The following is a 23,524-nucleotide window of genomic DNA, read 5'->3' on the forward strand; positions in this document are numbered from 1 at the left end:
TTACGACGAAAGGAACCGATATGGGTAAGCCGGGAGCGTTTCTTACGCACGACCGCGCGGTGCACCAGCTGCGCCCCGTATCCGAGCGCACGCGCGACTACGATCCGCTCTACGTGGAGCTTGGCGAGGCGGAGCGCCGCGTGCAGGCGAGCCGCTGCATGATGTGCGGCGTGGCCTTCTGCCAGACCGGGCACCCCTTTGGACGGGCGCGCTCGAGCGGATGCCCGCTCCACAACCTCATCCCCGAGTGGAACGACCTCGTGTGGCGCGGACGCTGGGCCGAGGCCGCCAAGCGCCTGGCGCTGACCTCGCCGCTGCCCGAGTTTACGAGCCGCGTGTGCCCCGCCCCCTGCGAAGCCGCGTGCAACCTCGGCTCGGTTGAGGGCGAGCCGACGGCCATCCACGATACCGAGCGCGCCATCTCCGACTGGGAGTGGGCCCACGGCGGACCGGCCCCCTTTACCGCCGGCGAGCTCGGGCCGGACGCCCCGCGCGTGGCCGTGGTGGGCTCGGGCCCAGCGGGGCTCGCCTGCGCCTGGGAGCTCGCGCGGCGCGGCTGCCGCGTTGATGTGGTGGAGCGCGCCGACCGCGCAGGGGGCCTCCTTATGTACGGCATCCCCAACATGAAGCTCGAGAAGAGCGTGGTGGACCGGCGCGTCGAGCTCATGCGCGAGCGCGGCATCGCCTTCCGGCTCGAGACGGACGCCACCGACCCAGCGGTCGCCGAGGAGCTTTTGAATGCGTACGACGCCGTGGTGGTTGCCGCCGGTGCACGGAACGCGCGCACACTTGCCGTGCCGGGCATGGACGCCTCGGGCGTGGTCCTTGCCCTCGACTACCTTACCGAGGCAACGCGTGCGCTCTTGGACGGCCGCGAGAGCGCCCTCAGCGCAGCGGGGCTCGACGTGGTGGTCATTGGCGGGGGCGACACCGGCAACGACTGCGTGGGCACGGCGGTGCGCCAGGGGGCGCGGAGCGTCCGGCAGATCGAGGTCATGCCCGAGCCGCCGGCCGAGCGTCTGCCCGGCAACCCCTGGCCCGAGTGGCCGAACGTCCGCAAGACCGACTACGGCCAAGAGGAGGCGCAGGCGCTCATGGGCGGCGAGATGCGCGCCTGGAGCGTGGATACGCTCGAGGTTCTGCTCGACGCCGACGGACAGGCGCGGGCGCTCAAGGTGGCCGACCTCGACTGGACGGGCGGGCGCGCCCAGCGCATCGCCGGGACAGAGCGGGAGCTGCCCACGCAGCTCGTGCTCATCGCGTGCGGGTTTATGGGGCCCGAGGCCAGCGTGCTCGAGGCCTTTGACGTGATGCTACCCGAGCCCGGCGCCGGCCGACCACTGCCTGTGATGACCACCGCGGGCGGGCACCGCTGCCGTCTGCGGGATGCTGCGCGTGGCGACGGCGCTGAGGCGCGGCGGGCAAGCATCTGGGCCTGCGGAGACGCCCGCAACGGTGCATCGCTGGTGGTAAATGCCATCGCCGATGCCCTCACCTGCGCACACGAGCTCGCTGAGGAACTCGGCCTGTAGCGGTGGGAAAATGGGGACGGGTGCGTTTTTCTCACTTTTGGGAAAATGGCACCCGTCCCCATTTTCCCACCGTCCGCGTGAACACTCGGTTTCCCGCCCGTATCGGGCCCGGACACGCGCGCGAGCGGTGTATGATTCGGGCATTTCCGCCGCGACGCCGAGTGCGCCGCCCGCACACCGGAGGGACGCCGATGAGAGTCGATCAAATATTCCACGAGGCCAAGGCTGCAGGGCGCGCGCCCGTCTCGTTTGAGATGTTCCCGCCCAAAGGCGAGCTCACGCTCGAGCGCGCCCACACCGCCGCCGAGGCGCTCAGCGCCTGCGGGCCCGACTTTATCAGCGTGACGTGCTCGGCCGGTGGCACGGGCAATTCGAGCGCCACCGCCCAGATCGCCGCCATGATCTCGCACGACTTTGGCGTGAGCGCCGTCGCCCACCTTACGGGCATCGGCCTCACCCGGGGCGACCTTGCCGAGCGCATCGAGGCGTACCGCGCGGCGGGCGTAGAGAACGTGCTCGCGCTCCGCGGTGACCGCCCGCAGGGAGCCGCGCTGCCCGAGGGGGACTTCTCCTATGCGGCGGAGATCATCCCCGCGCTTGCCGAAGCCGGCTTCTGCGTGGGCGCCGCCGCCTATCCCGAGGGGCACATCGAGTGCGACGACCTCGCCGAGAGCATCCGGCACCTGCGGCTCAAGCAAGATGCCGGCGCGAGCTTCTTTGTGACGCAGCTCTGCTTTGACAACGAGACCATCTACCGCTTTCTCGACCTCGCCGAGCGCGCCGGCATAACCGCGCCCATCACCATCGGCATCATGCCGTTTATGGGAAAACAGCAGATCACGCGCACGGTCTTTCTGTGCGGCACATCGCTGCCCTCCCCCGTCATCAAGATTCTCGCCCGCTACGAGGACGACCCCGAGAGCCTCATGGCAGCGGGCATCGACTACGCGCGCCGCCAGCTCGAGGATCTCGCCGCGCACGGAGTAGACGGCTGCCACATCTACACTATGAACCGTCCCTCCGTCGCGCGGGCGGCGATGGCGGCCCTGCGCGGCGACGCGGCGTAAGCGGTGGCCGAGATGTGGCCCATGGACGCAACGGGGGTGCCGACCCCCTGGGCTCCAAGCGCAGGCGAGCACCTTGCGATCAACCGCGCCGAGGTGCTCCGCTACCTGGGCTACACGGGCCAGGAGATGGAACCCGAGCTTGCCGACCGCATCGAGACGGTTGTTGCCACGCTTGAGGCCTCGCTGGCACCGCGGGGGGTCTGGGCGGTCTTTGCCCTCAGGGGTACGGACGGAGACGCACCGGAGGATACAGACGGCGCGCCGCCGCTTAGCCTCGACGGATCGACCGTCGAGCTTGCCGGGCGGGACATCCGCCGCCATCTTGCAGGGGCACCCTGGTGCGCCGCGTTTGCGGTAACGCTCGGCATGGACGTTGAGCGGCGACTCCGCACCGCCGGCAGCCAGCACCCGCTGGAAGCCGCCGTGCTCGACGCTGCCGCGTCTGCCGCCGTGGAAGCTGCGGCGGACGCACTCAATACCGAGGTCGAGCACCGCGCAGCCGCCGCAAACCTCCTCTGCACCTGGCGTTTTAGCCCTGGGTACGGCGACTTACCGCTCGACGCGCAGCCGGGCCTCCTCGCCGCTCTCAACGCCACGCGTCTCTGCGGTATCACCGCCACGCCCACCAACCTGCTCATGCCCACCAAGAGCGTGACGGCGCTGGTGGGGCTCTTCCCCCAGGCTGCGGACGCTGACGGGCGGAACCAGGCGGGTCAGACGGCCCGGCCTGACGCCCGGCTCGCCTGCGCAACTTGCCGGTTTGCCAGCGGTTGCTCGCTCCGGGCCCGGGGCGAGACCTGCGGGCGCAGCGCACCTGCCTAGCCGGACGCGCCCGCAGGTGCCTGGCGGCACACCCCACGTCGCGCGGCCGCACCGTTGCGCCTAAAAACGGTGCACGTCGCCGCGAGCGCACCATATCGCACGGGGACTGAGCCTGCTGGTCGGCAGGACACCCGCAATGCAAACGGATGCCCGGCACGGTATGCTACCCCGTACACCGATCTTCTCCTTGAGTTGACGCGGATCTTCCAGACCGAAGGAACCCTTATGACCGACACCGCTACCACCGTGCTCGCCCCGCTCACCAGCCGCCTTGCGGCGGGCGAGGCTTACCGTCCGCGCACGCTCGACGCCCTGCGCATCGCCGACGGCGACCTGCGTGCTGTGCTCGAGGGCAAACGCCACCTGCTCTTTGACGGCGGGATGGGCACCATGCTCCAAGCAGCGGGACTCAAGGCCGGCGCCGCGCCCGAGCTCCTCAACCTCAGCGACCGCCAGGCCATCGAGCGCGTGCACGCCGCCTACGTCGAGGCCGGCGCGGAGGTGATCACCACCAACACCTTTGGCGCCAATGCCCTCAAGCTCGGTGACGCCGCGCAGGTGGAGGAGGTATACGCGGCGGCTGTCGCGGCCGCACGGGCTGCGGGAGCGCGCTACGTTGCGGGCGATATCGGGCCGCTCGGCGCGCTGCTGCGGCCGCTCGGCACGGTGAGCTTTGACGAGGCGTACCGCGAGTTTGCCCGCATGGCGCGCGCCGCCGAGGAGGCCGGGGCGGATCTCATCGTCATCGAGACCATGACCGACCTCGCCGAGATGCGCGCTGCGGTGCTCGCCGTAAAGGAGCAAACGCGCCTGCCCATCTTTGCCACCATGACCTTTGAGGCGGACGGGCGCACCTTCCTCGGGACCCCGCCCGAGGTGGCCGCCGTAACGCTCGACGCGCTCGGGGCCGATGTCATCGGCATCAACTGCTCGCTCGGCCCGGCCGAGATTCGCCCCTTTGTGCAGCGCATGCTCGGCGTTACCGCCAAACCCGTCATGGTGCAGGCCAACGCCGGTCTCCCGCATGTAGAGGACGGCCAGACGGTCTACAGTATTGGGCCCGAGGAGTACGCCGCCGCGGTGGCCGAGATGGTTACCGACGGGGTCGGCGTCATCGGCGGGTGCTGCGGAACGACGCCCGCCTACACCGAGCTCCTTGCCCGCATCGTCGCCGGGTGCACACCGCAGACGCGCACTGAGCGCCCCGACTTTACCTGCGCGAGCGCCCAGCGGCTCGTGTGCCTCGCCGAGGGCACCCGCCAGGTGGCCGTCATCGGCGAGCGCCTCAACCCCACGGGCAAGAAGCGCCTGCAGGCAGCGTTGCGCGCCGGCGACATGGACTACGTGGTCGGCCAGGGCATCAGCCAGCAGGAGCAGGGAGCAGACGCGCTCGACGTTAACGTAGGGCTCCCCGGCCTCGACGAACCGGCTACCATGGAGCGCGTGAGCGAGCAGCTGCAGGCGAGCGTCGTCTTGCCGCTGCAGTTCGATTCCACCGAGCCCGCCGCCATCGAGGCGGCCGTTCGTCGCTACGCCGGCAAGCCGATCATCAACTCGGTGAACGGCTCGGCAGAGAGCCTTGCCTCCGTGCTCCCGCTCGCCGCGCATTACGGCTGCAACGTCATCGGACTCACCCTCGACGAGCAGGGCATCCCCGAGACGGCGGAGGCGCGCCTCAAGATCGCCGAGCGCATCGTGCGGGAGGCCGAGCACTGGGGTATCGGGCGCGAGCGCATCCTCATCGACTGCCTCGTGATGACCGTCTCCACCAACCAGCATCAGGCCCAAGAGATTCTCCGGGCCGTCCAGCTGGTGCACGACCGGCTCGGCGTGCGGTGCGCCCTCGGCGTCTCCAACGTGAGCTTCGGCCTGCCCGCGCGCGAGCTCCTCAACGCCACCTTCCTTGCCGCCGCGCTCGGCGCCGGGCTCGATGCGCCCATCATCAACCCCGGCTCGGAACGCTACATGGACGTTATCCGCAGCTTCCGGGTGCTCAATGCCGAGGACGAGGGGTCGTCCGCCTATATCGAGCGCTACGCCGGGCAAACAGACCCCTACCGCGTGGCGGCCGATGTGGCAGCGGGCAAACTGGTGGCGAGCGACAACTCGGCAGGCGCCGCGGCCAAGACGCCAACGCAGGCAGATACCCCGGCAGCAGGCGCAGCGGGCGCTGATGGCTCGCCGGTCGACACCGCCGACCAGCACGAGGCCATCCGCCACCTCGTGGTGACGGGACGCCGTGGCGAGACCGCCCGGGCGTGCGAAGAGCTGCTCGCCACCGTTGAGCCCCTAGAGCTCATCGACGGCTACCTCATCCCCGCACTTGACGAGGTCGGGGCGCTCTTCGATCGCGGCAAGCTTTTTCTCCCCCAGCTCATGGCATCCGCCGAGGCGGCGCGCGCCGGGTTTGACGTGATCCGCGCCGCGCTCCCCGAAGCATCTGCCGCAGCCAAGGGTGCCGTCTGCCTCGCCACCGTTAAGGGGGACATCCACGACATCGGCAAAAACATCGTCAAGATGCTCCTCGACAACTACGGCTACGAGGTCTTTGACCTTGGACGCGACGTTGAGCCCGAGGCGATCCTCAGCTGCGTGCGCGAACACGGCATCCGCCTGGTGGGACTCTCCGCCCTCATGACCACAACCGTTGCCAACATGGCCTCAACGATCGAGCTCCTCAAGCGCGAGATGCCCGGCGTTACGATCATGGTGGGCGGCGCCGTGCTCACGCCCGACTACGCCCGCCAGATCGGTGCCGACTACTACGCCAAAGACGCCGCCGAGTCGGCCCGCATCTGCGAGGAGGTGCTCGGCGCCTAACCCGGCTCCGCGGCGCCCGCGCGTCCAAAACCCTACGCGGGAACAGACGCCAGTCTCCGGCCGAGCGGTTCCGCAGCGCTCGCGTGCACCCAAAACCGAATCAGCCGGGGTGCACGAGAAGCTTCTGGCGAAGCGGCGCCCAAGCACCGCGAAACCGAACCGGCCCCTCCCGCCCCGTATAGCGCGCATCACCCCACTCCGCACTGCTGACATCGCCGCCTCCTGCCTTCTATTCCCACAGGTCGCACATCACCCCCGTCCTATGCGGCCGACACCCCGGCCGCTCACGATCTGGTCGTAGAGGGCGCGCGTCTTGGGCTCGGGGATCGCGCGCTCCTGCCGTTTGAGGCGCTCGAGATGCGCGCGGTAGAGCTCCACAACCTCGCGGCGCCGCCCACCAAGCTCGTACACGCGCATCGCCATGCGAATCACGTCCTCGCGCATCGGCGTTTCCGCAAGCGCCGCCTCGACCATCCAGCCCGCCGTGGAAAGGTCCTCCTCGCCGATCGCCGTCTCGGCGCCGCGCAGCATGCAGTCGACAAACTTGGTCCGAAACGCCTCTCGCATCTGCATAAAGTAGTCGGAGCCGGCTGCATCCGGCACATAGAGCGGACCGGCGTAGAGCTGCTCGAGCTTGAGGCACGCGTCAATGATGTTTGGCGCCGTGATCCCACGGCGCTTCAGCAACACCTCGCGGGCAATCAGGTCAAAGCGCATGGCGTCCGAAACCACGTACTCCGCGTTAAACGCCACGCCCTCGCCCTGCACGATGAGGTACTGCGGCCCGCTCTTCTTCTGCCCAAGAGCACGGCGAAGCACCGAGAGCGTTGAGTAGAGGCTGTTGCGGGCATGGTCGTAATCGTAGGTGGGCCAGAACTCCTCCTGCAGGGCGCTGCGCTTGACGAAGGCCCCGGGCGCGATGGCAAGGCGCGCCGCTACAACGCTTGTCTTTCGCCGGCGCCACAACGCGCTCGTAAGCACGTGTCCGTTGCGCTCAATCTTGAGCCCGCCAAAGAGACGGATGGTCACCTGTCCTAAAACCGTCTTCTCGGCATCGCCGACCACCTCAAAAAGCCGCTCGCCATCGCGGGACGCACCGTCCGAGAAGAGATACCGGCCCTGCACCTGCTCGGGCAGCAGGCGCACAAGCGAGGACGCCTGCTTGCCCAGAGCACGGAGCGAAAGCCGTGCCGCAAGGCGAATGGTCGGGTCGAGGAGCTCCGTGCGATGCAGCGAGAACCAAGCCGAGAGCTCGGCATCAAAGCGCACCACCGCAAGGCTCAACGCCTCGGCCCATGCCCGCGCAGGCGAGCACGGCGCGTGTGACAGGTCGAGAAGCTCCGCCTCTTCGCAGAGCGCCGCCCGCGAGGTGTTGCAAAGATGCGTCGTGCGCTCCAGAAGCGTCGCCTGCTCGAGTACGAAACGCAGGCGTTTATCGGCAAGCTTGAGTACCTGCTGCGCACGAAATCCCGCGTTGATCATCTGGTCGAGCCCCAGGAACTGCCATCCCTCAAAGACCAGGCAGAAGAGCTGAAGCGCCTGATCGGAGGTGCGAACCGCAAGTGTTCCCGCATCCACGAAGGCGCGCTCGTCGCTCAGGGGCATCCCGGCATAGATACGCCGTACCGCCAAGACGAGCCGTACCAGCACGACCACGGGGACGAGATTTCGCTCCCGCAGCACCTCGAGAGAGGCGGCGAGACGGTCATCCCGCTCGTCGACCCCTGCAAAGCTCCCGCTCAGCACCTCGGCCATGAGCTCGGTCATGCGTGCAAAGATATTTGGGAGCGCCACGGCCACATCTTCGACCTCGCCGCCCTCACCCTGTGTTCGCGAGATGGCTGCCCCATCGATGCGGCCGGGCATCGGCTTGCCCTCGAACATCGCGCGCATGAGTCTTACAAAGTCCCGAAGGCACTGGGCCGTCTCGCTTGGGCGGCGCACCTCATTGCGGTAGGAGATATCAGGCAGGCCAATCCCCGTGCACGAGGCCCAAACGCCCCGCAACGCACTGGCTACGGCCCAATCGTCGGGAGAGATATCGCGCTCTATCTCGTCGGCGCTGATGCTGAGGCACATCGCCATGCGGCGCGCCGTCTTGAAATCTCCCAGCGTGAGCGAGGCGGTGTAGCGCGCGAGCACCACCCCGATCGTGGGCTCGGCGTCGGGCTCTTCCAGCTCGAGGGAAGACCCCAGACGTGCGATGTACCTCCCCTGGCCCGCCATCGTAAACGCCACGGGAAATTGCCCCATGATCTCGAGCGTCTCGGTACGGCCCAGCTCCTCTTGCGCAAGGGCAACGGCCCTGTCGACGCGCCCCGCCTTCATCAAGGCCCGCACGGCGCGCGCCGGCAACCCGGGAATCGCCTCGGCTACCATCTTGCGCACAGCCGCAAGCGCCTCATACGAGCTCCCCACGCACGAGAAGGTCCGCGCCGCCGCGTCGAGGCCAAAGAGCGGATAGTCGTGCGTCAGACGCACCTGCACCTCGCGCGAGAGCGTAACGCCGCACATCTCCATCTCCGCCAGCTTGCCTGAGCCCATAAGCAGCATCATGCCCGCGCCGCGCAGCGTATCAGGAGCCACGGTTAGCAGCTCCTGCCAGGCATCACGGTAGAGCGTCTCGGCGTACGAATCGAGCACCGCGGGCTCCGTTCCCGCCTGCCACACCGCCGAGGAAAGGGATGCCACCAAAGCGGGGATTCCCTGCGTCAGACCATATACATCGAGGTCGCCGGCAATGGAGAATGTCCGCATCCACGCTGCGTACTCACGAGGGTGGACACGGAGCGCTTGCGCCCCGATGCGCGCGGCATCGCCCAGGGCGCTCAGCAGCGCTCGGTTGCCCGGCGTACAGGAGAGCGCCATCTCGTACCCCTCCGCTCGAAGGCTCCTCAGGCGCCCCACAAGGGTCTCCATCGCCTCCTCGTTGCTATCCGGGACGTTGTCAACGGCAATAAGCGGGTGCAGCTTTGCCGGGAGCTCAGCCTCGCAGGTATCGAGCGCCGCCAGCAACTCCTGAATCTCCATCCCTGCCGCATCCACGGCCTTTGCGTACCCGCACCCCGGGTCGCTGCGAATCTCGTCGGCATACTGCAGCAGCAGCGCCGTCTTGCCAAATCCCCGCGGTGCCGCGACGATGACAATGCCCGCATTCCTACCCTGCTTGACCAGATCGCGCAGCAGCTCCACGCGGCGCACGGTAAAACTTTCCCCCATGGGCAAGCGCGGCGGTTGGGGTGACCGCCCATCGCGCTTTCCCACCTGCGTTGCGGTTTGCTCGCCTGCCTTGGCAATTATGTTCTGCGTCGCGCCTTCTCGTGTCTCCATGGCTCCCATCCCCTCCGATTTCCACGGTATGTGAGGGATGGACGGCATTCGCAAACAAGTTGGGGCGTGCAGACTGTTCGGTCAGACCCCGGTCAGATTCTGGTCAGATATTGGTTAGACCGCCCAACATCAACCATCTCTCACAAAGCCGCAGCTCATGGCACTGACTGACCGGAATTTCGATTATTCACACCGCGATACCCCCGCGTGATTCCTATAGTTTTTAATAACACACCGATTTTTTACGCACGTTTACCGATGCTTTCTGGTCATGGCATCATCATTCGTGGTAGGAACGATATTTAGATAAATAACACCCCTTGGGTTAGATTTTGGCCAGAATTTAGTTAGACCCGTCGGCGTCGCTCGGTATCACGACTTCATCACATTTGCGAGGGGCATGCCATGGTTAAGCCCTATCCAGCGAGCAGTGGGCGCGGCGCCCTTGCCGCCGGCGCGCATCTGCTAGACTATTGGCTCGCGGGGGCGTGGCGGAATTGGCATACGCAGGAGACTTAAAATCTTCGGCCTTCGGGATTGTGGGTTCGAGTCCCACCGCCCCTACCAGCATCTTTGCAACGATATATAGCTCTTGGGTAGGTTCGGCCAGGGATAATTCCCTGGCCCATACCTTCGTGACGGGGCATGCGTTAGCTCAGGCTCGCCCTCGAGCGAAGCCTAGTTCTCTGCGCCTCTGGCTGGAGCGAGCTTTAGGGTAGAAGCCCGCTGCGGGCGATGTTAGAATCGGGTTATCTTTTTTGGATGCCAGTCGCCACCCCGGCAAACCGATCTTCCGCCGCGGGATGACAGGCGCTCTGGGTACAGACGCTCCCGCAGCAAAGGTGGGAGCTTTGGAAATATGACCTCAAAGGGGGCAACAACCATGAAGAAGATCGTGCTTGCCTGCGGCGCAGGCGTCGCGACCTCCGCCGTCGTAGCTCAGAAGGTTTCCGCGCTGCTCGACGCGAACGGCCAGGCCGATGCGTACGAGATCGTCCAGTGCGCCGTGGGCGACGCGAAGGACGCGTGCGCCGATGCCGACCTCCTGATTGCCACGACCGTCGCGCCCGAGGGCCTCTCCTGCCCGTACGTTAACGGCGTGCCCTTCCTCACCGGCATCGGCCGTCCGGCAGCGGAGCGCGAGGTGCTCGAGGCGCTCGGCCTCTAGCGCTCGGCTCGCGCGCTAAAAAGTTGGCCCTTGCGCGGTCGGCGCGGCTACGGTAAGATGGACCGTGCTTTCGGCGCAAGCCAAAAGTCGCGGGCGTGGCGGAATTGGCAGACGCGTATGGTTCAGGTCCATATGGGGGCAACCCCGTGAAGGTTCAAGTCCTTTCGCCCGCACCATTACATGTTTAGGCCCCAGCAATGGGGCCTTTTTCGTATCCGCGCCCCGCACAGGGACTTGAACCTGAGAAGGCGCGGAGCTGAGGAAAGCGCATGAGCGCTTTTCCAGCGCAGCGCGCAAGGAGGCCGCAGGCCTCCGCAGCGGACGCGGATTCGCGCAGCGAATACGCGAAAGTCCTTTCGCCCGCACCATAAGAAATTGAGGCCCCGGCAATGGGGCCTTTTTCGTATCTATGCCCCCCCTGAGAGATGCCCCCCCTCAAGCCGCGGCGTGGTCCGCCCCGGTGCGCTCCGCGCGCGGCACGCGCCGCTCGTGGCGCAACACCACGAACCACCGCGGGCCCGACCATCCGCACAGCTCCTTCCAGAGCGTCGTCACATGGCTGCCGATCAGCACGCTAAACGCGTAGCCATCCCCCACACGGCGCCGCGATTCGACCCGCTCGATGCGGAAGAGCCGTCCATCGGGCAGCATCACCACCTCGGGCGTCTCCGTGCCGTCGGGCGCCACGCGCAGCAGCACCTCAACATAGGTCCGCATCCCCTTGCCCACCACAGGAACCGCCTCCTCAGATACATCCGAACGCATGTTCCAAGGATAGAAATCCGTGCGGACACAAAGCGCGCATGAAAACGGGGCGGGTGCCATCGCCTGCACGATGGCACCCGCCCCAATCAGATCACATGCTGCTTAGGTGCCAGCGCGCCCTCGCCCTACTCGTACACGCCGTAGAGCGTCAGGTTGCAGCCCGCGTAGAGCCCGTTGACATAGTCGGTCCACGTCTGCTGTGCGGCGCTCGCCGTTTCGTAGTAGTCCTGGTAAGCCACATAGAACGCGGCCGTAGCCTGCGCGTAGGTTGCCGTCTTACCGTCAAAGTTCGCCCCGTCGATCGCGGCGTACATGTCGCCGTCGGTGCGCGCCCACGTACCGGTCTCGGCATCCCACTCGTCACCCAGAAGACCGATGATGTAGGTCGCGTAGTCGGCCGAGGAGGCGTTCTCGTCGCCATCGGCGGGAGCAGTCGGCTGGGTCGGGGCGGTCATAGACGACGCATCGGGCACGATCTGCTCATAGAGCTTGTTGATGAGCGCATTCGTGCGCACGATCTCGCGCGCCTGGTCCTCGTCGATCTGGTACTGCTCGGCAAGCGTCTCAAAGTCCGACACACCGAGCGTATCCTCGGCGTACTCGGCCATCTCGTCCTCCGAGACCTCGATGCCGCGCTGCTCGGCATCGGCCACCAGCAGCTCGTTGCGCACGTCGGAGATGACAACCTCCGCCGAGGGCACGGTGTAGGTGCCGTCGTCGTTCTTGGCGGCCTCGAGGCTGTACTGCCCCTCGATGGCGTCGCGCACGGTCATGGTGCGCTCCGCACCGTCGCAGGTGTAGCGGGCGAGCACCCGGTCGAGCTGATCCTCGGTAACGGTTGCGCCACCAGCGCCGCCCGTCTGCGTAAAGCCGCCCGAGCCCACAAAGTATCCGAGGATGGCCGCAAAAATCACCGCCACGATCGCCCCGGCAACCATGAGCAGGATGCGCGAGCGCGGAGCCGGGGTATCCCCATCGCCGGCAGACGCATCGGCGTCGGGCGCAGGCTCGGCAGCGTCCTCGACCTCGTCCTCAGTCTCGTCATCGTCCACCTCGTGCTCGTCGGCGGAATCGTCCGCCTCGGAAGCATCCTCAGCCGCCGGCTCGTCCGCGACCTCGCCATCAGCCGCCTCGTCGGCACTCTCCGAGGCGCCAGCACGGCGGGCGATGTCCTCGGCAGACGGCCCTTGCATAAGCTCGACCTCGTTCTGGGGCAGGTCATCCGGCACGTCGGAGCGGCCTATGATCTCAATGCCCTCGATGTACTCGCGATCCTCGTCGTCCCTCTTCTGCATCAGACCCATATCGACTCCCTTTCCGTCGATGCGCGGGCGCACCCACGTGACCCCCGCTCCCCCGGAGATCGCTTCGTTACCGTTCGCAGCAACTTACTCAGCCGCACTCCGCCCGTCAGGCAAGGGAGCGGCCGCCCCCCATCGGACACACACCGCACATGCGCTGCGCGCCCGCAACGCCACGCAGCCGCCCCTGCGGACGGCACGCGCTTACGCCAGGTGCGTGATCACCGCGTTGGCAAACGCCGCCGTGCCCACGGCACCCTCGGCACTACCCGTCTGGGCGAGGCGCACATCCGCCGTCACGCTTGTACCCTCTGCAAGCGTTGCCGTCACGGCGGCTCGCACGCGCGCCGCCGCCTCGGTCTCGCCCAGGTGGTCGAGCATCATGGCCGCCGAGAGAATCTCGGCCGTGGGGTTGGCAAGGTCGCGCCCGGCAATGTCCGGCGCCGAGCCGTGCGTGGCCTCAAAGACGGCGCAATCCGCCCCGATGTTGGCGCCGGGTGCCATGCCGAGCCCGCCCACGAGCCCCGCGCACAGGTCGGATACGATGTCGCCGTAGAGGTTGGGCAGCACGAGCACGTCAAAGCGCGTCGGATCCTGCACGAGCCCCATGCAGCAGGCGTCGACGATCTTGTCCTCAAAGGCGATATCGGGGTAGAGCGCCGCCACCTCGCGCGCCACGCGCAAAAAGAGCCCGTCGGTTGCCTTCATGATATTGGCCTTGTGCACCGCCGTGACCTTGCGGCGGCAGTGAGCGCGCGCGTACTCAAAGGCGTACGTCACGATTCGGCGCGACCCCTCCTCCGAGATGGGCTTGACCGAGATGGCCGATCCGGCGCGGAACGGCCGCTGCCCGCTCGCCTCGACCAGCCGGGCGAGCTCGGCCACCTCCGGCGCATCCGGGGCAAACTCAATACCCGCGTAGAGATCCTCGGTGTTCTCGCGCACGATCACCAGGTCGACATCGCGAAAGCGCGAGCCGTCGCCCGGCAGCGACCGGCACGGCCGCACGCACGCATAGAGGTCGAAAGCCTGGCGCAGCGCCACGTTAACGCTGCGAAAACCCGTCCCCACCGGCGTGGTGACGGGCCCTTTGATGGCCACGCCCAGCTCGCGCACAAGCTCGAGCGTCTCGGGCGGGAGCGGCGTACCGACGCACTCGATCTGGGCGGCGCCGGCCTCGGCCACATGCCATACGATCTGCGCACCCGAGGCGTCGACCACGCGCCGCATGGCCGTGGTGATCTCGGGGCCGATGCCGTCTCCGGGAATGAGAACCACGTCGTGAGCCATGGGTTACTCCTCGTCGTCGGCGTCGTCCGCATCGTCGCGCGGGGCGACGCGCGTGCGCTTCTTGGGATCCTTAAGCTTAAAGCGCTTGACCAGCAGGTCGTAGATCTCGGCCGAGCGACTCTTGATAAAGGCACCCTTGCCGCTCTGCGCGTCAAACTGCAGGCGGCCGGCAAGCTCCTCGGCAACCTCGCCGGCGATCTTGCCCTCAGCGAAGGTGTGGAGGCAGGCGAGCATGTCGCGGTACTCAAGGTCGCCGTGATAGCACTGGATGGCCTCATCGAGGATGGGCCACACCTTCTTGGAGCGGCCGCGCTCCGAGGCGCCCCAGGTAACGAGCAGGTTAAAGGCCGAGAAGCGCAGCGTGGACGAGAGCTCGTCAAAAAGCGCCGCCTCGGCACCCTCAAACGCCGCGCCGACCTCCTTGGCATGCTCCGGCACGAGGCAGGTGAGGGCATCGAGCACCTCCCAACGGGTCTGTGCCTCGGGGCGGTAGAGTGCGTCGATGAGCGCGTCGATGTGCGGCGCGAGGAGCTCGGCGTCCTGAGCGGCAAGGAGTGCCACCACGCGCGCGGCAAACTGCCGCTTGCGGCGGCTCGCACTCGACAGGTCCTCGACGAGCGCGTCGAGCGCCGAGCTGTCCTTCTCGACGAGCTCGAGCTGTGCGCGCTCCTCGTCGTTCATCTCGTGCTGTGCGGTTTCTGCCATAGAATCCACTCCCTATTTCCGCCCGGCGCGGCGTCCACGGCGCGCACCGGTACCGTTATCGTTCTGCTTGCGTCCTGCGTCGGACGTGTGCTGGGCCGGGGCCGAGCCACCCTGCCCCGGGGCCACCGAGATGAGGTCGGGCTCACGCTCGCCGGCGCGCCTGCGGCGCCGTACCTCGGCCTTGCGCGCCGCGTCGACCCCACGCTGTCCCCGGTTGCGGTTAAAGAACCGGTCGAGCAGACGCCAAGGCCCCACCGACTCGCCAAAGCCCATCTTAAGGCCCACAATCGAGCCCATGAGCAGGCCGAGCGGCGTGGCATAGAGCAAGGGCAGAAGCGTCAGCACCGCGGTCAGCACGACGCAGATGAGGATGGCGGCGAGGTTGTAGAGCCAGTACGCCCGGGCATCGACGGCCCGCTCGCCCCAATGCTCACCGATCGTAAAGCCGATGTAGACGCTAAAGACAAAGAGCAGGGCAAACAGGATCACAAAGGCGGTGTCACCCATCGGGCGCTACTCCCCGTGATGGCCGTGGCAACACCCGTGGCCACCCTCGCCATGCCCATGACCCTCGCCGTGGCAGCAGCCCTCGCCATGCCCGTGGCCCTCGCCGTGGCAGCACTCGTGGTCGCCGTCACCGTGATCGTGATGATGCCCGCCGCAGCACTCATGCTCGCCCTCGCCATGATCGTGGCCGCAGCCGCAGCCGTCCTCGTGCTCGGAGGTATAGCGCGACCAATCGAGCCCAGCCGCAATAGCCGCCTCTTCCTCCTGGTAGAGGATGGTGATGGCCTGGGTGCCGAGCTCCGCACCACCGATGGCGTCGAGCATGTCGTAGAGGGTAAAGGCCACATCGGCCCCGGGCAGGGCGATATCGCGCTCCTCAGCCTCGGCGAGGGCAAGGCTGATGTCCTTGATAAAGTGGCGAACCTTAAAGCCGGGCTTCCAGTCGCCGTCGATGGCCTTGGGGCCGAGCTGCTCAAGAGCACCCGAGGCACCCGTGCCCGTAAGGATCATCTCGCGGGTCGCGTTGAGGTCGAGGCCCTCCTGCTGGGCAAAGGCGAGCGCGTCGGCCATGCCCACCATCGACGCGGCGAGCGCCACCTGGTTGGCGAGCTTGGCGCTCTGGCCCTTGCCCGCGCCGCCAAAGCAGAAAATCTTGCCCGTAAAGGTCTCGAGCAGGGCACGAACGGGTTCGAGGTCGCGCTCGGTGGCACCGGCGATGGCCGTGAGCGTGCCCGCGATGGCCCCCGCCTCGCCGCCCGTCACGGGGCAGTCAAACGCGGTGCGCTCCGACACGGCGGCGGCACCGGCGATATCGCGCGCGAGCGCCGGCGAGGAGGTGGTGAGGTCGATGAGGATGGCGCCGGGCTTGGACGCAGCGAGGATGCCATCGCCCGCGAGGTAGAGTTCCTCAACGTCCTCAGGGTAGCCCACCATGGTAAAGACCACGTCGGCCCCGCGCACGGCCTCGGCCGGGCTCTCGGCCCACGTGGCGCCGCGCTCAACAAGGCCCTGGGCCTTGGAAGCGGTGCGGTTGTAGACGGTCAGGGGATAGCCGGCGTCGAGGATGTGCCCGGCAATGGGCGCACCCATGATGCCGGTCCCAATAAACGCAACGGACTGCTTCGTATCAGCCATGTGATAACTCCTTTAATCGTCGGACTGAGAATATGGGGACGGGTGCGTTTTTCTCACTTTTGAGAATATGGGGACAGGTCGCATATTCTCAAAAGTGAGAAAAACGCACCCGTCCCCCTATTCTCAGCTGCGGACTTTCCGTGCGATGCGATCGGACAGAGAGACCTTCTCCGCCCGGTTCTTGCCCCAGAAGATGAGCGCCACCATGCCCGGGCCCACGTGCGCGCCGATGGTCGGGCCCACCGAGCCGCGGATGATGGTGAGATCGGCGCAACCGGGCTCCTTGCGCACCGCGGCCTCCACCCAGTCGCCGTCCTTCTCGGCGTCGGCGGTAACGATGGTGAGCGGAAGCGCCGGATCGAGCACGTAGTTCTCTTGGAACGACTTGATGAGCCCCTTGAGTGCGCGCTTGCGGCCGCGGCTGACCCCGGTGAGCGAGAGCGACCCGGCGAGGTCGAACGAGAGGGACGCCTTGACGTCGAGCTTGCTGGAGAGCTGCGCCGCCGCGGGCGGAATGCGGCCGCCGGCAGCGAGCGAGTCGAGGCTGTCGAGCGTAAAGTAGCCGTGCACGTAGTGCTTGGCCTCGTTGGCCCATTCGACGAGCTCGGAGGCCGAGAGTCCCGCCGAGCGCTGGCGGACCGCCTCGAGCGCAAGCAGCTCGCCGCAGGCGCAGGGCAGGCAGTTGTCTACGATGTAGAGCTCAAAGTCCGGGTACTCGGCGCGCACCTGCTCGGCGGCACGGCACGCAAAGTCGTAGCTCCCCGAAAGCGCGCTCGTAAAGCACAGGTAGACCGTGGGCGTGCCCTCTTTGGCGCACTCGGTAAAAAACTCCAGGTAGCGACCGAGCGAGATGGCCGAGGTCGACATCTTCACACCGGAGCGAATCTCGTCGTAAAACTCCTTGGGAGAGATCGACGTCCAGATGTCGTCGGTCTTCTCCACCCCATCGACGATATAGGGAAACCCGAGGATATCGACGTCGAGCGTCGCGGCGATCTGGGGCGTGAGATCGGCGCAGGTATCGACAACGATACGGTAGCGGTTGGCGTGACCGGTGGGCGAGGAATCCTTCATGCAAAGCCCTTCTGTGAGCAACAGGCGGCCGCCGCAAGACGACCGCCTGCCTTGACTCGTGCACTGGCGCTATTTTACTCGCTTTTAGCCCTCGGGCTCCTCAATCTTGGGCTTGATGATGCCATATCCACCATTCTTACGGTGATACACCACATTGATGAGGCCGGTGGCCGCGTTCTCAAAGACGTAGAAGTCGTGGCCCAGCAGGTCCGTCTGCACGAGAGCCTGTTCCTCGGTCATGGGCGTGATGTCGATGATCTTCTCGCGCACCAGGAGGTCGTCCTGGTCCTCGGGGATGAGAAGATCGGCGAGGTCCTCGACCCGGGCCTCCGGGGCAACCTCGGCCGCCGACGGGCCCTGCTGACGATTATCGATGACCTTGGTCTTGAACTTACGCAGCTGACGGGTGACCTTATCGGCCGCCAGGTCGATGGCGGAGTACATGTCGACCCCGTGCTCGGCCACGCGGATGACCGACCCGCGGGCGCGCACCGTGACCTCCACGATGGCGGGCTCGGGGTTGGAGGGATTCTTCTCGTAGCGGAGCACGACGTCCGCCGTCATGGGCTCGATATCGAACACCTTGAGGGCGTCGCCGATCTTCTCGTCAACATGCGCGCGCAGAGCATCGGTTACCGTGGTCTTGCGTCCCGAAACCGTGATATCCATGAGCGCTCCTGTTCTCCTCGGGGATAGGACTCGGTACTGAGGTTGTACCCAATCCAAGCCGATTGAACCCCTATCCGGATGGGCGGCATCCGGCGGGGCGGAGCGCATGCGAGCGCGGCGGGGCGGCCCCCGGCGGGCGCGACGCACAAACGTTAATCGAGACTGTTCATGCTGTCGACGGAGGCGGACCCGCTGGCAGTGGCGGTGCCGTCGCCCGAGGCGTCATCAGCCGGCGCCTCTTCCTCTTCGCTCGGAACGGTCACGCCCGAGACCACAGTGTCGGAGAGCGAAAGCGGCAGGTGGCCATACCAGACGGTGTGGATGGCATCGAGCGTGCCATCGCCCGCGATCTTGTCAAAGGCCTCCATGATGGCATCACCCAAATCGCCCGACTGCGTGCTCACCGCAAGGCCGTAGGCGGTGGGAGCGCTGATCGTGCCCAAAAAGCCCACGCCCGGATAGGCACGCGCGAGGTAGGCACCAGCCGTGGCGTCGCACACCACGTAGTCGACCTCGCCCGAGGCGAGCGCCTCAAAGCAGGCGTTGACGTTGGAGTAGGTGTTCTGGGTGGCACCGATGCCGGCGCGGGTGAGCGCCTCCTGCGAGGCCGAGCTCGACTGCACGCCCACGGTGGAGGCGGCGAGCGTCTCGGCACTCAGCGTGGTGGCCGCGTCCTCGGGGCCAAAGACGGCCGTCGCGTTCTCGAGGTAATCGCCCGAGACGGCCACCGAGCTCGAGTTGTCGCCCGCCTCGGCACCAAGGTAGAGGTCGGCCGTACCGTCGGAGAAGGTGCTCTCGGCCGAGGCGCCGAAGACGATCCGCACGTCGAGTCCCATGCGCTCGGCGAGGGCATGGGCAACGTCCACGTCGTAGCCCTCGATGGTGCCGTTCTGCTGTATGGCCTGCGGGGCATCTGAGGTGTCGACGGCAACGGTGAGGGTGCCCGCCTGGACCAGATCGGCGTCGTCGACCGTCTGCTTGTGAGTAACGGGCGCCTCGCTGCTCAGCGAGGGTGTCAACAGCGAGCAGCCGCCCGCGCCCATGGCAAGCGCCACCGCGCACACGCCCGCCAGCACACGCCCGATGCGCCGTTTCATGCTGCCCGTCATGAATCTCGCCCGTCCTCACCTACCCGGTACCACCCGGGCCTCAAGCCGCGCACGCTCCAAGCGAGCGCAGCGCCGTTATGCGTCTATCCCCCAGCTGACCTGGTCTTTGACCCCACACCTGCGCACTGGGGCGTTTGCTCGGCCGCCGCGGCGGCGTCACGACTAACCCGCTCGCCCGCGGGGCGGTATGCCCCCGATGGGTAGAACGGACGGTGCGACTTACCTCTAGGACGCGCCATGATCGCCCCCGCGCGCACGCGGCGGCTTACGTGGATCCTTTTGACCGCGTCTGTCTTGGACTAGGGCTCGCGCCCGCAACCACAGCCTGAGGGATGCGGGCATTATACCAAAGCGCGGGCGGATGGGCTGAGGTCGCGCCGCAGGTAATGGCCCGGAAAGACAATGGGGGCGCGGCGTGGGGCACGATTGAGTGCCAACCCCGAGACGCCCGGCCCCTTACCAGACGCGGGCGAGGGCGAGCGCTTCCACCCGAGCAGCACCTGAGGCTGCCAGCGCCTCCGCAACCGCGGAGAGCGTGGCCCCGGTGGTGATGACGTCGTCGAGCACGAGGAGCCGCATGCCGCGCACGTCGGCCACCACCTCGTAGACACCCTGCGCGCTCTCCGCACGGGCGGCCCGACCGAGGGCGCGCTGGTCGGAGCGACCGTGTTTGGCGAGCGCATCCGCCAGAGGTTTGCCCGCAAGCTCGGCAAACGGTCGGGCCACTGCCTCCATGTGGTCAAACCCGCGACGCGCAAAGGCCGCGGCCGTTACGGGCACAAAGGTGACGGCGTCCGCATCGGAGAGGATGCCGCCGTAACGGCCGGGCGCCGTCTCCTCGGCGTGGAGCGCTGTATCGTAGAGCATCTGGGCGATGAGCGGGGCGAGGCGCCGCTCGCCGCCATCCTTGTAGGCGCGGATGATGCGCGGCAGGGGCTCGGCAAAGACCGCCGTGGCAAGCACCCGACCCAGGGCGCGTTGAGGGTCTGCAGGAACCTTGCCGCCCGGTGCCAGGGGCGTTGGGGTCGTTGCGCCCACAACGCGCGACGCCTGCCCCGCCGTGGCGCCCGCTCGGTCGCACTCCGTACAGAGGAGGTCGCCAAACGGCGCGCCGCAGCGCAGGCAGGCGTGTAAGGGATCGATCGGCGTGAGCTGGTATAGGCAATCGTCGCAGATGAGCGCACCGGGCCGTTCGCACCCCGCGCACCGCGTGGGCGAGAGCACCTCGAGCGCGGCCTCGCGGAGGGCGCCGAGGAGCGCTCCCTTATGCATCTCCGCTCGGCGCTGCGGGCGCCGAGCCCTCGCCACCCTCGGAGCGCGGCTTGCGCGGGCGCCGGCGACGGCGGCGCTTGGGAGCTTGGCCCTCGCCCTTCTCGCCCGAGGCGGCGGGATTCGCCCCGCGCTCCTCCGCAGCACCGGAGGACGAACCGCCGCGCGCTCCCCCGCCATCGCCGGGACGGCGACGCGTCACCTTGACCTCGCCCTCGCTCAACTGGTCCGCAACGGAAGGAGTATCGGGCTTAACGGAGCGGCCGCGCCCGCCAAACCCCTCTGCAGACGAACCGGCCGTGTGACGCCGGCGGCGCGAGCGCCCGGGTGCGGCGGATGCGGAACCCTTGGCGTTGGCCGCGGCGGCATCGGAATTGCCCGCACCGGGCGCGCCGGTACCGGCCCCCTCGCGAGCTGCCGCGCTGCGGAAGGCGTCGTTGCGCTCCTCGGCCGTCAGGTGGCGGCGGCGACGGCGTGTCGGACCCGAGCCGGCGCTCGCATCGCCCGTGGCCTGCTGCGCCGCGCCATCACCGGAACGGCGCGCGCTCGTGTGCTCCTGACCCTCGGCAGCCGCACCCGTCGAGCGCTTGCGGCGCCGGCGACCCGTCGAGCTGCCCTCTCCCGCAGCGCCGGCAGCCTCATCGCGCTCCGGCTCGGCCTGCGCCGAGCGGCTCTTGCCGCGGCTGCGCTTGCTGCCACCTGTCTGCACGCTCGAGCCGCCCTCGGCCGCACGGCGCCGGCGCGTGGGCCCAGACGTCACGATGCGATCGGCCTGCGAGAGCCCGTCGCCCACGTCCATGCCGTTCTGGCGGTCGAGCTCCATGAGGGCGAGCGAGATGTCCGCCGAGTCGATCTTCTCCAGCACGTCGCGCGTCACGCAGTCGGGCCGGCAGGCGCAGTGCTGCTCCTCGGCCTTCTTCTTGCACGCGTCCGAGCAGGTCATGTCGGAGAGGCTCACGCGGAAGGTCTTACCGCCCTCGAGCCTGAGCACCAGCTGCTCGCGCGGGGTGTCGTACTCTTGGATCTTGGCTTTGCCGAGCGGGGTGTCGATGAGCGTCTTCTTTTTGGGGGCGCGGCTCTTAAAGTCCTTGTACGCCTCAAACTCGTAGCGCAGGCAGCACATGAGCCTACCGCACACGCCCGAGATCTTGGCCGAGTTGAGCGGGAGGTCCTGCTCCTTGGCCATGCGGATCGAGACCGGCTCAAACTGCCCGCCAAAGCGCGTGCAGCACAGCTCCTGGCCGCAGGTGGCGTAGCCGCCCGCAAGGCGCGTCTCGTCGCGCACGCCGATCTGGCGCATGTCGACCCGTGTGTGGAAGCACGCCGAGAGATCCTTGACGAGCTGGCGGAAGTCCACACGGTCCTCGGCGGCAAAGTAGAAGACGGCCTTCTCGCCCCCAAAGAGAAACTCCACGCCCACAGGCTTCATGTCGAGGCCGTTTTGCTTGACGAGCCGGCGGAAGTCGGTCATGGCGGCGTCGCCGCGATCGGCCAGCTCGTCGGCGCGGTCGAGGTCGGCGTCGGTGGCGATGCGCAAGACCGGCTTGAGCGGAGCGGCGAGCTCGGACTCGTCCACCTCAAAGGGATCGGCCGTTACCAGGCCGAGCTCGGTGCCGCGCTCGGTGGAGCAGACGGCGTAATCGGCCTCGACGATATCGAGACCCTGTGGGTCAAACCACAGCTCGCGAGCGGCAAAGGGAAACTTAACGGGTACTACGATCGGCATAGAAGCGCCTTTCTGATATCGAGGAGCATGACCTCGAGGGCCAGCTGGGGGGTGATGTTCCGGGCGATGGTGCGCTCGGCGGCGGTCACGGCGCGGATGGCGCGCACCGCGCCGGGCACGGTCGTGGCGGCGGCGAGACGGCCCACGGTCTCGCGGGCGTCCTCGTTGACGATGCCGCCCGCATCCTCGAGGGTGAGCAGCACGTCGCGCATGAGCGAGCGGGCGCTCGCCAGCACTTCCATCATACCCGAACGCTCGCGGGCGTTGAGTTCGCGCTTCTGACGGTCCTCAAGCTGCTTTAATGCTCCACGCGAGAGGTAGTCGGCGTTTTGGCTGAGAACCGCCTCCTGGGTCGACTTGACCTCGGCGAGCGGTGCCTTGACGGCCATGATGAGCTCCTTGGCCGCGCGGAGGATGTCGAGTTCATCGGCGTGCGGGAGCGCGTCGAGGGAGCGGAGCATCGTGCGGCGGGCCTCCTGACGCTCGGCGCTCTTAAGGAAAGCGACTGCGCGCGCTGGGCTCCCCGCCACGGCCACGGCCATGCGGCAGCGCGGCTCGGTGGCGCCCGTTGCCTGCGCGACGGCACGGGCAGCGTCGGCCGGCGCGACCATGCGGAAGGGCACGCACTGGCAGCGCGAGACGATAGTGGGCAAGATGGTCTCCGCCGAGGTGCCCAGCAGAATGAAGGTCACGCCCGCGGGCGGCTCCTCAAGCGTCTTGAGCAGGGCGTTTGCCGAGTCGGCCCGGAGGCGGTCGGCCTGGTCGATGATGTAGACCTTGGTCTTGGCGCGGATGGGCGCGAGCGACACATCCTCGATGAGGTCGCGCGTCTGGCCGATGAGGTAGCCCGTAACGCTCTCGGGCGCGTAGTAGTGCACGTCGGGATGGGTGTGGCGGGCCACGCGCACGCACGCCTCGCAGGACCCGCAGCCGCCGTGCTCGCACACGAGCGCCTGCGCGAGGGCCCAGGCGGCATCGAGCTTGCCCGAGCCGGGAGCCCCCAAAAAGAGGTAGGCGTGGCTCGTGCGGCCGCTCGTAACGGCGCGGGCGAGAAAGTCGCGCACGCGGGGTTGTGTGTCGAGCTGGGCGAGCAGGCTCGCCGGGGCAAGATCGGGCATGGGCGGCACCTCCCTAGGCGTCAGGCGGGTTGGGTGAGTAACCATGATAGCCGTTTGCCCGGACAGCTGATGCAGCCCGGCATGTGACAGTGGGGACAGGTTATGTTGTCACGTGACA

General features: G+C 67.4%; 18 protein-coding genes and 2 tRNA genes. 7 read left to right on the forward strand and 13 right to left on the reverse strand.

Annotation, left to right across the window (positions count from 1 at the left end; translation table 11 throughout):
* Positions 1-20: 20 nt before the first annotated feature.
* The 4 genes from B5G20_RS03095 (at position 21) to B5G20_RS03110 (ending at position 6,241) form a co-directional block, all read left to right on the forward strand.
* A complete protein-coding gene (locus B5G20_RS03095; RefSeq protein WP_087354960.1) occupies positions 21-1,532 on the forward strand; it encodes a glutamate synthase subunit beta in 1,512 nt (503 codons plus the stop codon).
* 191 nt (positions 1,533-1,723) lie between these two features.
* Positions 1,724-2,599: a methylenetetrahydrofolate reductase gene (locus B5G20_RS03100; RefSeq protein ID WP_087354962.1), complete on the forward strand. Its 876-nt coding sequence runs from the start codon at positions 1,724-1,726 to the stop codon at positions 2,597-2,599.
* 21 nt (positions 2,600-2,620) lie between these two features.
* Positions 2,621-3,421, forward strand: a complete 801-nt coding sequence (locus B5G20_RS03105) for a hypothetical protein (protein WP_239286842.1) — start codon at positions 2,621-2,623, stop codon at positions 3,419-3,421.
* A 225-nt stretch (positions 3,422-3,646) separates the two neighbouring features.
* Positions 3,647-6,241, forward strand: coding sequence for a homocysteine S-methyltransferase family protein (locus B5G20_RS03110; protein ID WP_087354965.1), 2,595 nt, complete (start codon positions 3,647-3,649; stop codon positions 6,239-6,241).
* Positions 6,242-6,490: 249 nt separating this feature from the next.
* Here B5G20_RS03110 and B5G20_RS03115 read toward each other — a convergent pair whose 3' ends face one another.
* Complete coding sequence (locus B5G20_RS03115) at positions 6,491-9,460, reverse strand: BTAD domain-containing putative transcriptional regulator (protein ID WP_158094379.1); 2,970 nt, start codon at positions 9,458-9,460, stop codon at positions 6,491-6,493.
* A gap of 593 nt (positions 9,461-10,053) precedes the next feature.
* Between B5G20_RS03115 and B5G20_RS03120 the strand changes: the two genes are divergently transcribed.
* From B5G20_RS03120 to B5G20_RS03130, 3 genes are all read left to right on the forward strand, one after another.
* Positions 10,054-10,138 (forward strand) — tRNA-Leu (locus B5G20_RS03120).
* A 316-nt stretch (positions 10,139-10,454) separates the two neighbouring features.
* Positions 10,455-10,739 (forward strand): PTS galactitol transporter subunit IIB, encoded by a 285-nt coding sequence (locus B5G20_RS03125; RefSeq protein WP_087354968.1) that lies wholly within the window; start codon positions 10,455-10,457, stop codon positions 10,737-10,739.
* 89 nt (positions 10,740-10,828) lie between these two features.
* A tRNA-Leu gene (locus B5G20_RS03130) sits at positions 10,829-10,915 on the forward strand.
* A 259-nt stretch (positions 10,916-11,174) separates the two neighbouring features.
* Here the strand turns inward: B5G20_RS03130 and B5G20_RS03135 are convergent.
* The 12 genes from B5G20_RS03135 to B5G20_RS03190 all read right to left on the reverse strand — a co-directional run bounded on the left by B5G20_RS03135 (position 11,175) and on the right by B5G20_RS03190 (position 23,406).
* Positions 11,175-11,504 carry a hypothetical protein gene (locus B5G20_RS03135; RefSeq protein WP_239286843.1) on the reverse strand — a complete coding sequence of 110 codons (330 nt, stop codon included), beginning with the start codon at positions 11,502-11,504 and terminating at the stop codon, positions 11,175-11,177.
* A 125-nt stretch (positions 11,505-11,629) separates the two neighbouring features.
* Positions 11,630-12,808 (reverse strand): hypothetical protein, encoded by a 1,179-nt coding sequence (locus tag B5G20_RS03140; protein ID WP_087354970.1) that lies wholly within the window; start codon positions 12,806-12,808, stop codon positions 11,630-11,632.
* A gap of 201 nt (positions 12,809-13,009) precedes the next feature.
* Positions 13,010-14,095, reverse strand: coding sequence for an isocitrate/isopropylmalate family dehydrogenase (locus B5G20_RS03145; protein WP_087354972.1), 1,086 nt, complete (start codon positions 14,093-14,095; stop codon positions 13,010-13,012).
* Between the two features lie 3 nt (positions 14,096-14,098).
* Positions 14,099-14,800, reverse strand: coding sequence for a hypothetical protein (locus B5G20_RS03150; protein ID WP_087354974.1), 702 nt, complete (start codon positions 14,798-14,800; stop codon positions 14,099-14,101).
* A 12-nt stretch (positions 14,801-14,812) separates the two neighbouring features.
* Positions 14,813-15,307, reverse strand: a complete 495-nt coding sequence (locus tag B5G20_RS03155; RefSeq protein WP_204207632.1) for a hypothetical protein — start codon at positions 15,305-15,307, stop codon at positions 14,813-14,815.
* Between the two features lie 6 nt (positions 15,308-15,313).
* Positions 15,314-16,441, reverse strand: a complete 1,128-nt coding sequence (locus B5G20_RS03160; RefSeq protein ID WP_087354976.1) for an NAD(P)-dependent oxidoreductase — start codon at positions 16,439-16,441, stop codon at positions 15,314-15,316.
* 123 nt (positions 16,442-16,564) lie between these two features.
* On the reverse strand, positions 16,565-17,515 hold the full coding sequence (locus B5G20_RS03165) for a DegV family protein (protein ID WP_087354978.1): 951 nt from the start codon (positions 17,513-17,515) through the stop codon (positions 16,565-16,567).
* Positions 17,516-17,599: 84 nt separating this feature from the next.
* On the reverse strand, positions 17,600-18,184 hold the full coding sequence (gene raiA / locus B5G20_RS03170; protein ID WP_087354980.1) for a ribosome-associated translation inhibitor RaiA: 585 nt from the start codon (positions 18,182-18,184) through the stop codon (positions 17,600-17,602).
* A 152-nt stretch (positions 18,185-18,336) separates the two neighbouring features.
* On the reverse strand, positions 18,337-19,281 hold the full coding sequence (locus B5G20_RS03175) for a transporter substrate-binding domain-containing protein (protein ID WP_087355259.1): 945 nt from the start codon (positions 19,279-19,281) through the stop codon (positions 18,337-18,339).
* Between the two features lie 468 nt (positions 19,282-19,749).
* Entirely contained in the window at positions 19,750-20,565 is an 816-nt protein-coding gene (locus tag B5G20_RS03180; RefSeq protein ID WP_087354982.1) for a phosphoribosyltransferase family protein, read from the reverse strand.
* Complete coding sequence (gene ricT / locus B5G20_RS03185) at positions 20,558-22,288, reverse strand: regulatory iron-sulfur-containing complex subunit RicT (RefSeq protein WP_087354984.1); 1,731 nt, start codon at positions 22,286-22,288, stop codon at positions 20,558-20,560. The genes B5G20_RS03180 and ricT overlap by 8 nt, the downstream gene beginning before the upstream one ends.
* Positions 22,276-23,406: an AAA family ATPase gene (locus B5G20_RS03190; RefSeq protein WP_087354986.1), complete on the reverse strand. Its 1,131-nt coding sequence runs from the start codon at positions 23,404-23,406 to the stop codon at positions 22,276-22,278. Before B5G20_RS03190 ends, ricT begins: the two co-directional genes overlap by 13 nt.
* Positions 23,407-23,524 lie beyond the last annotated feature (118 nt).

It is taken from the genome of Collinsella sp. An7, assembly GCF_002159335.1.
In the GTDB taxonomy this organism is placed as follows: Bacteria; Actinomycetota; Coriobacteriia; order Coriobacteriales; family Coriobacteriaceae; genus Coprousia.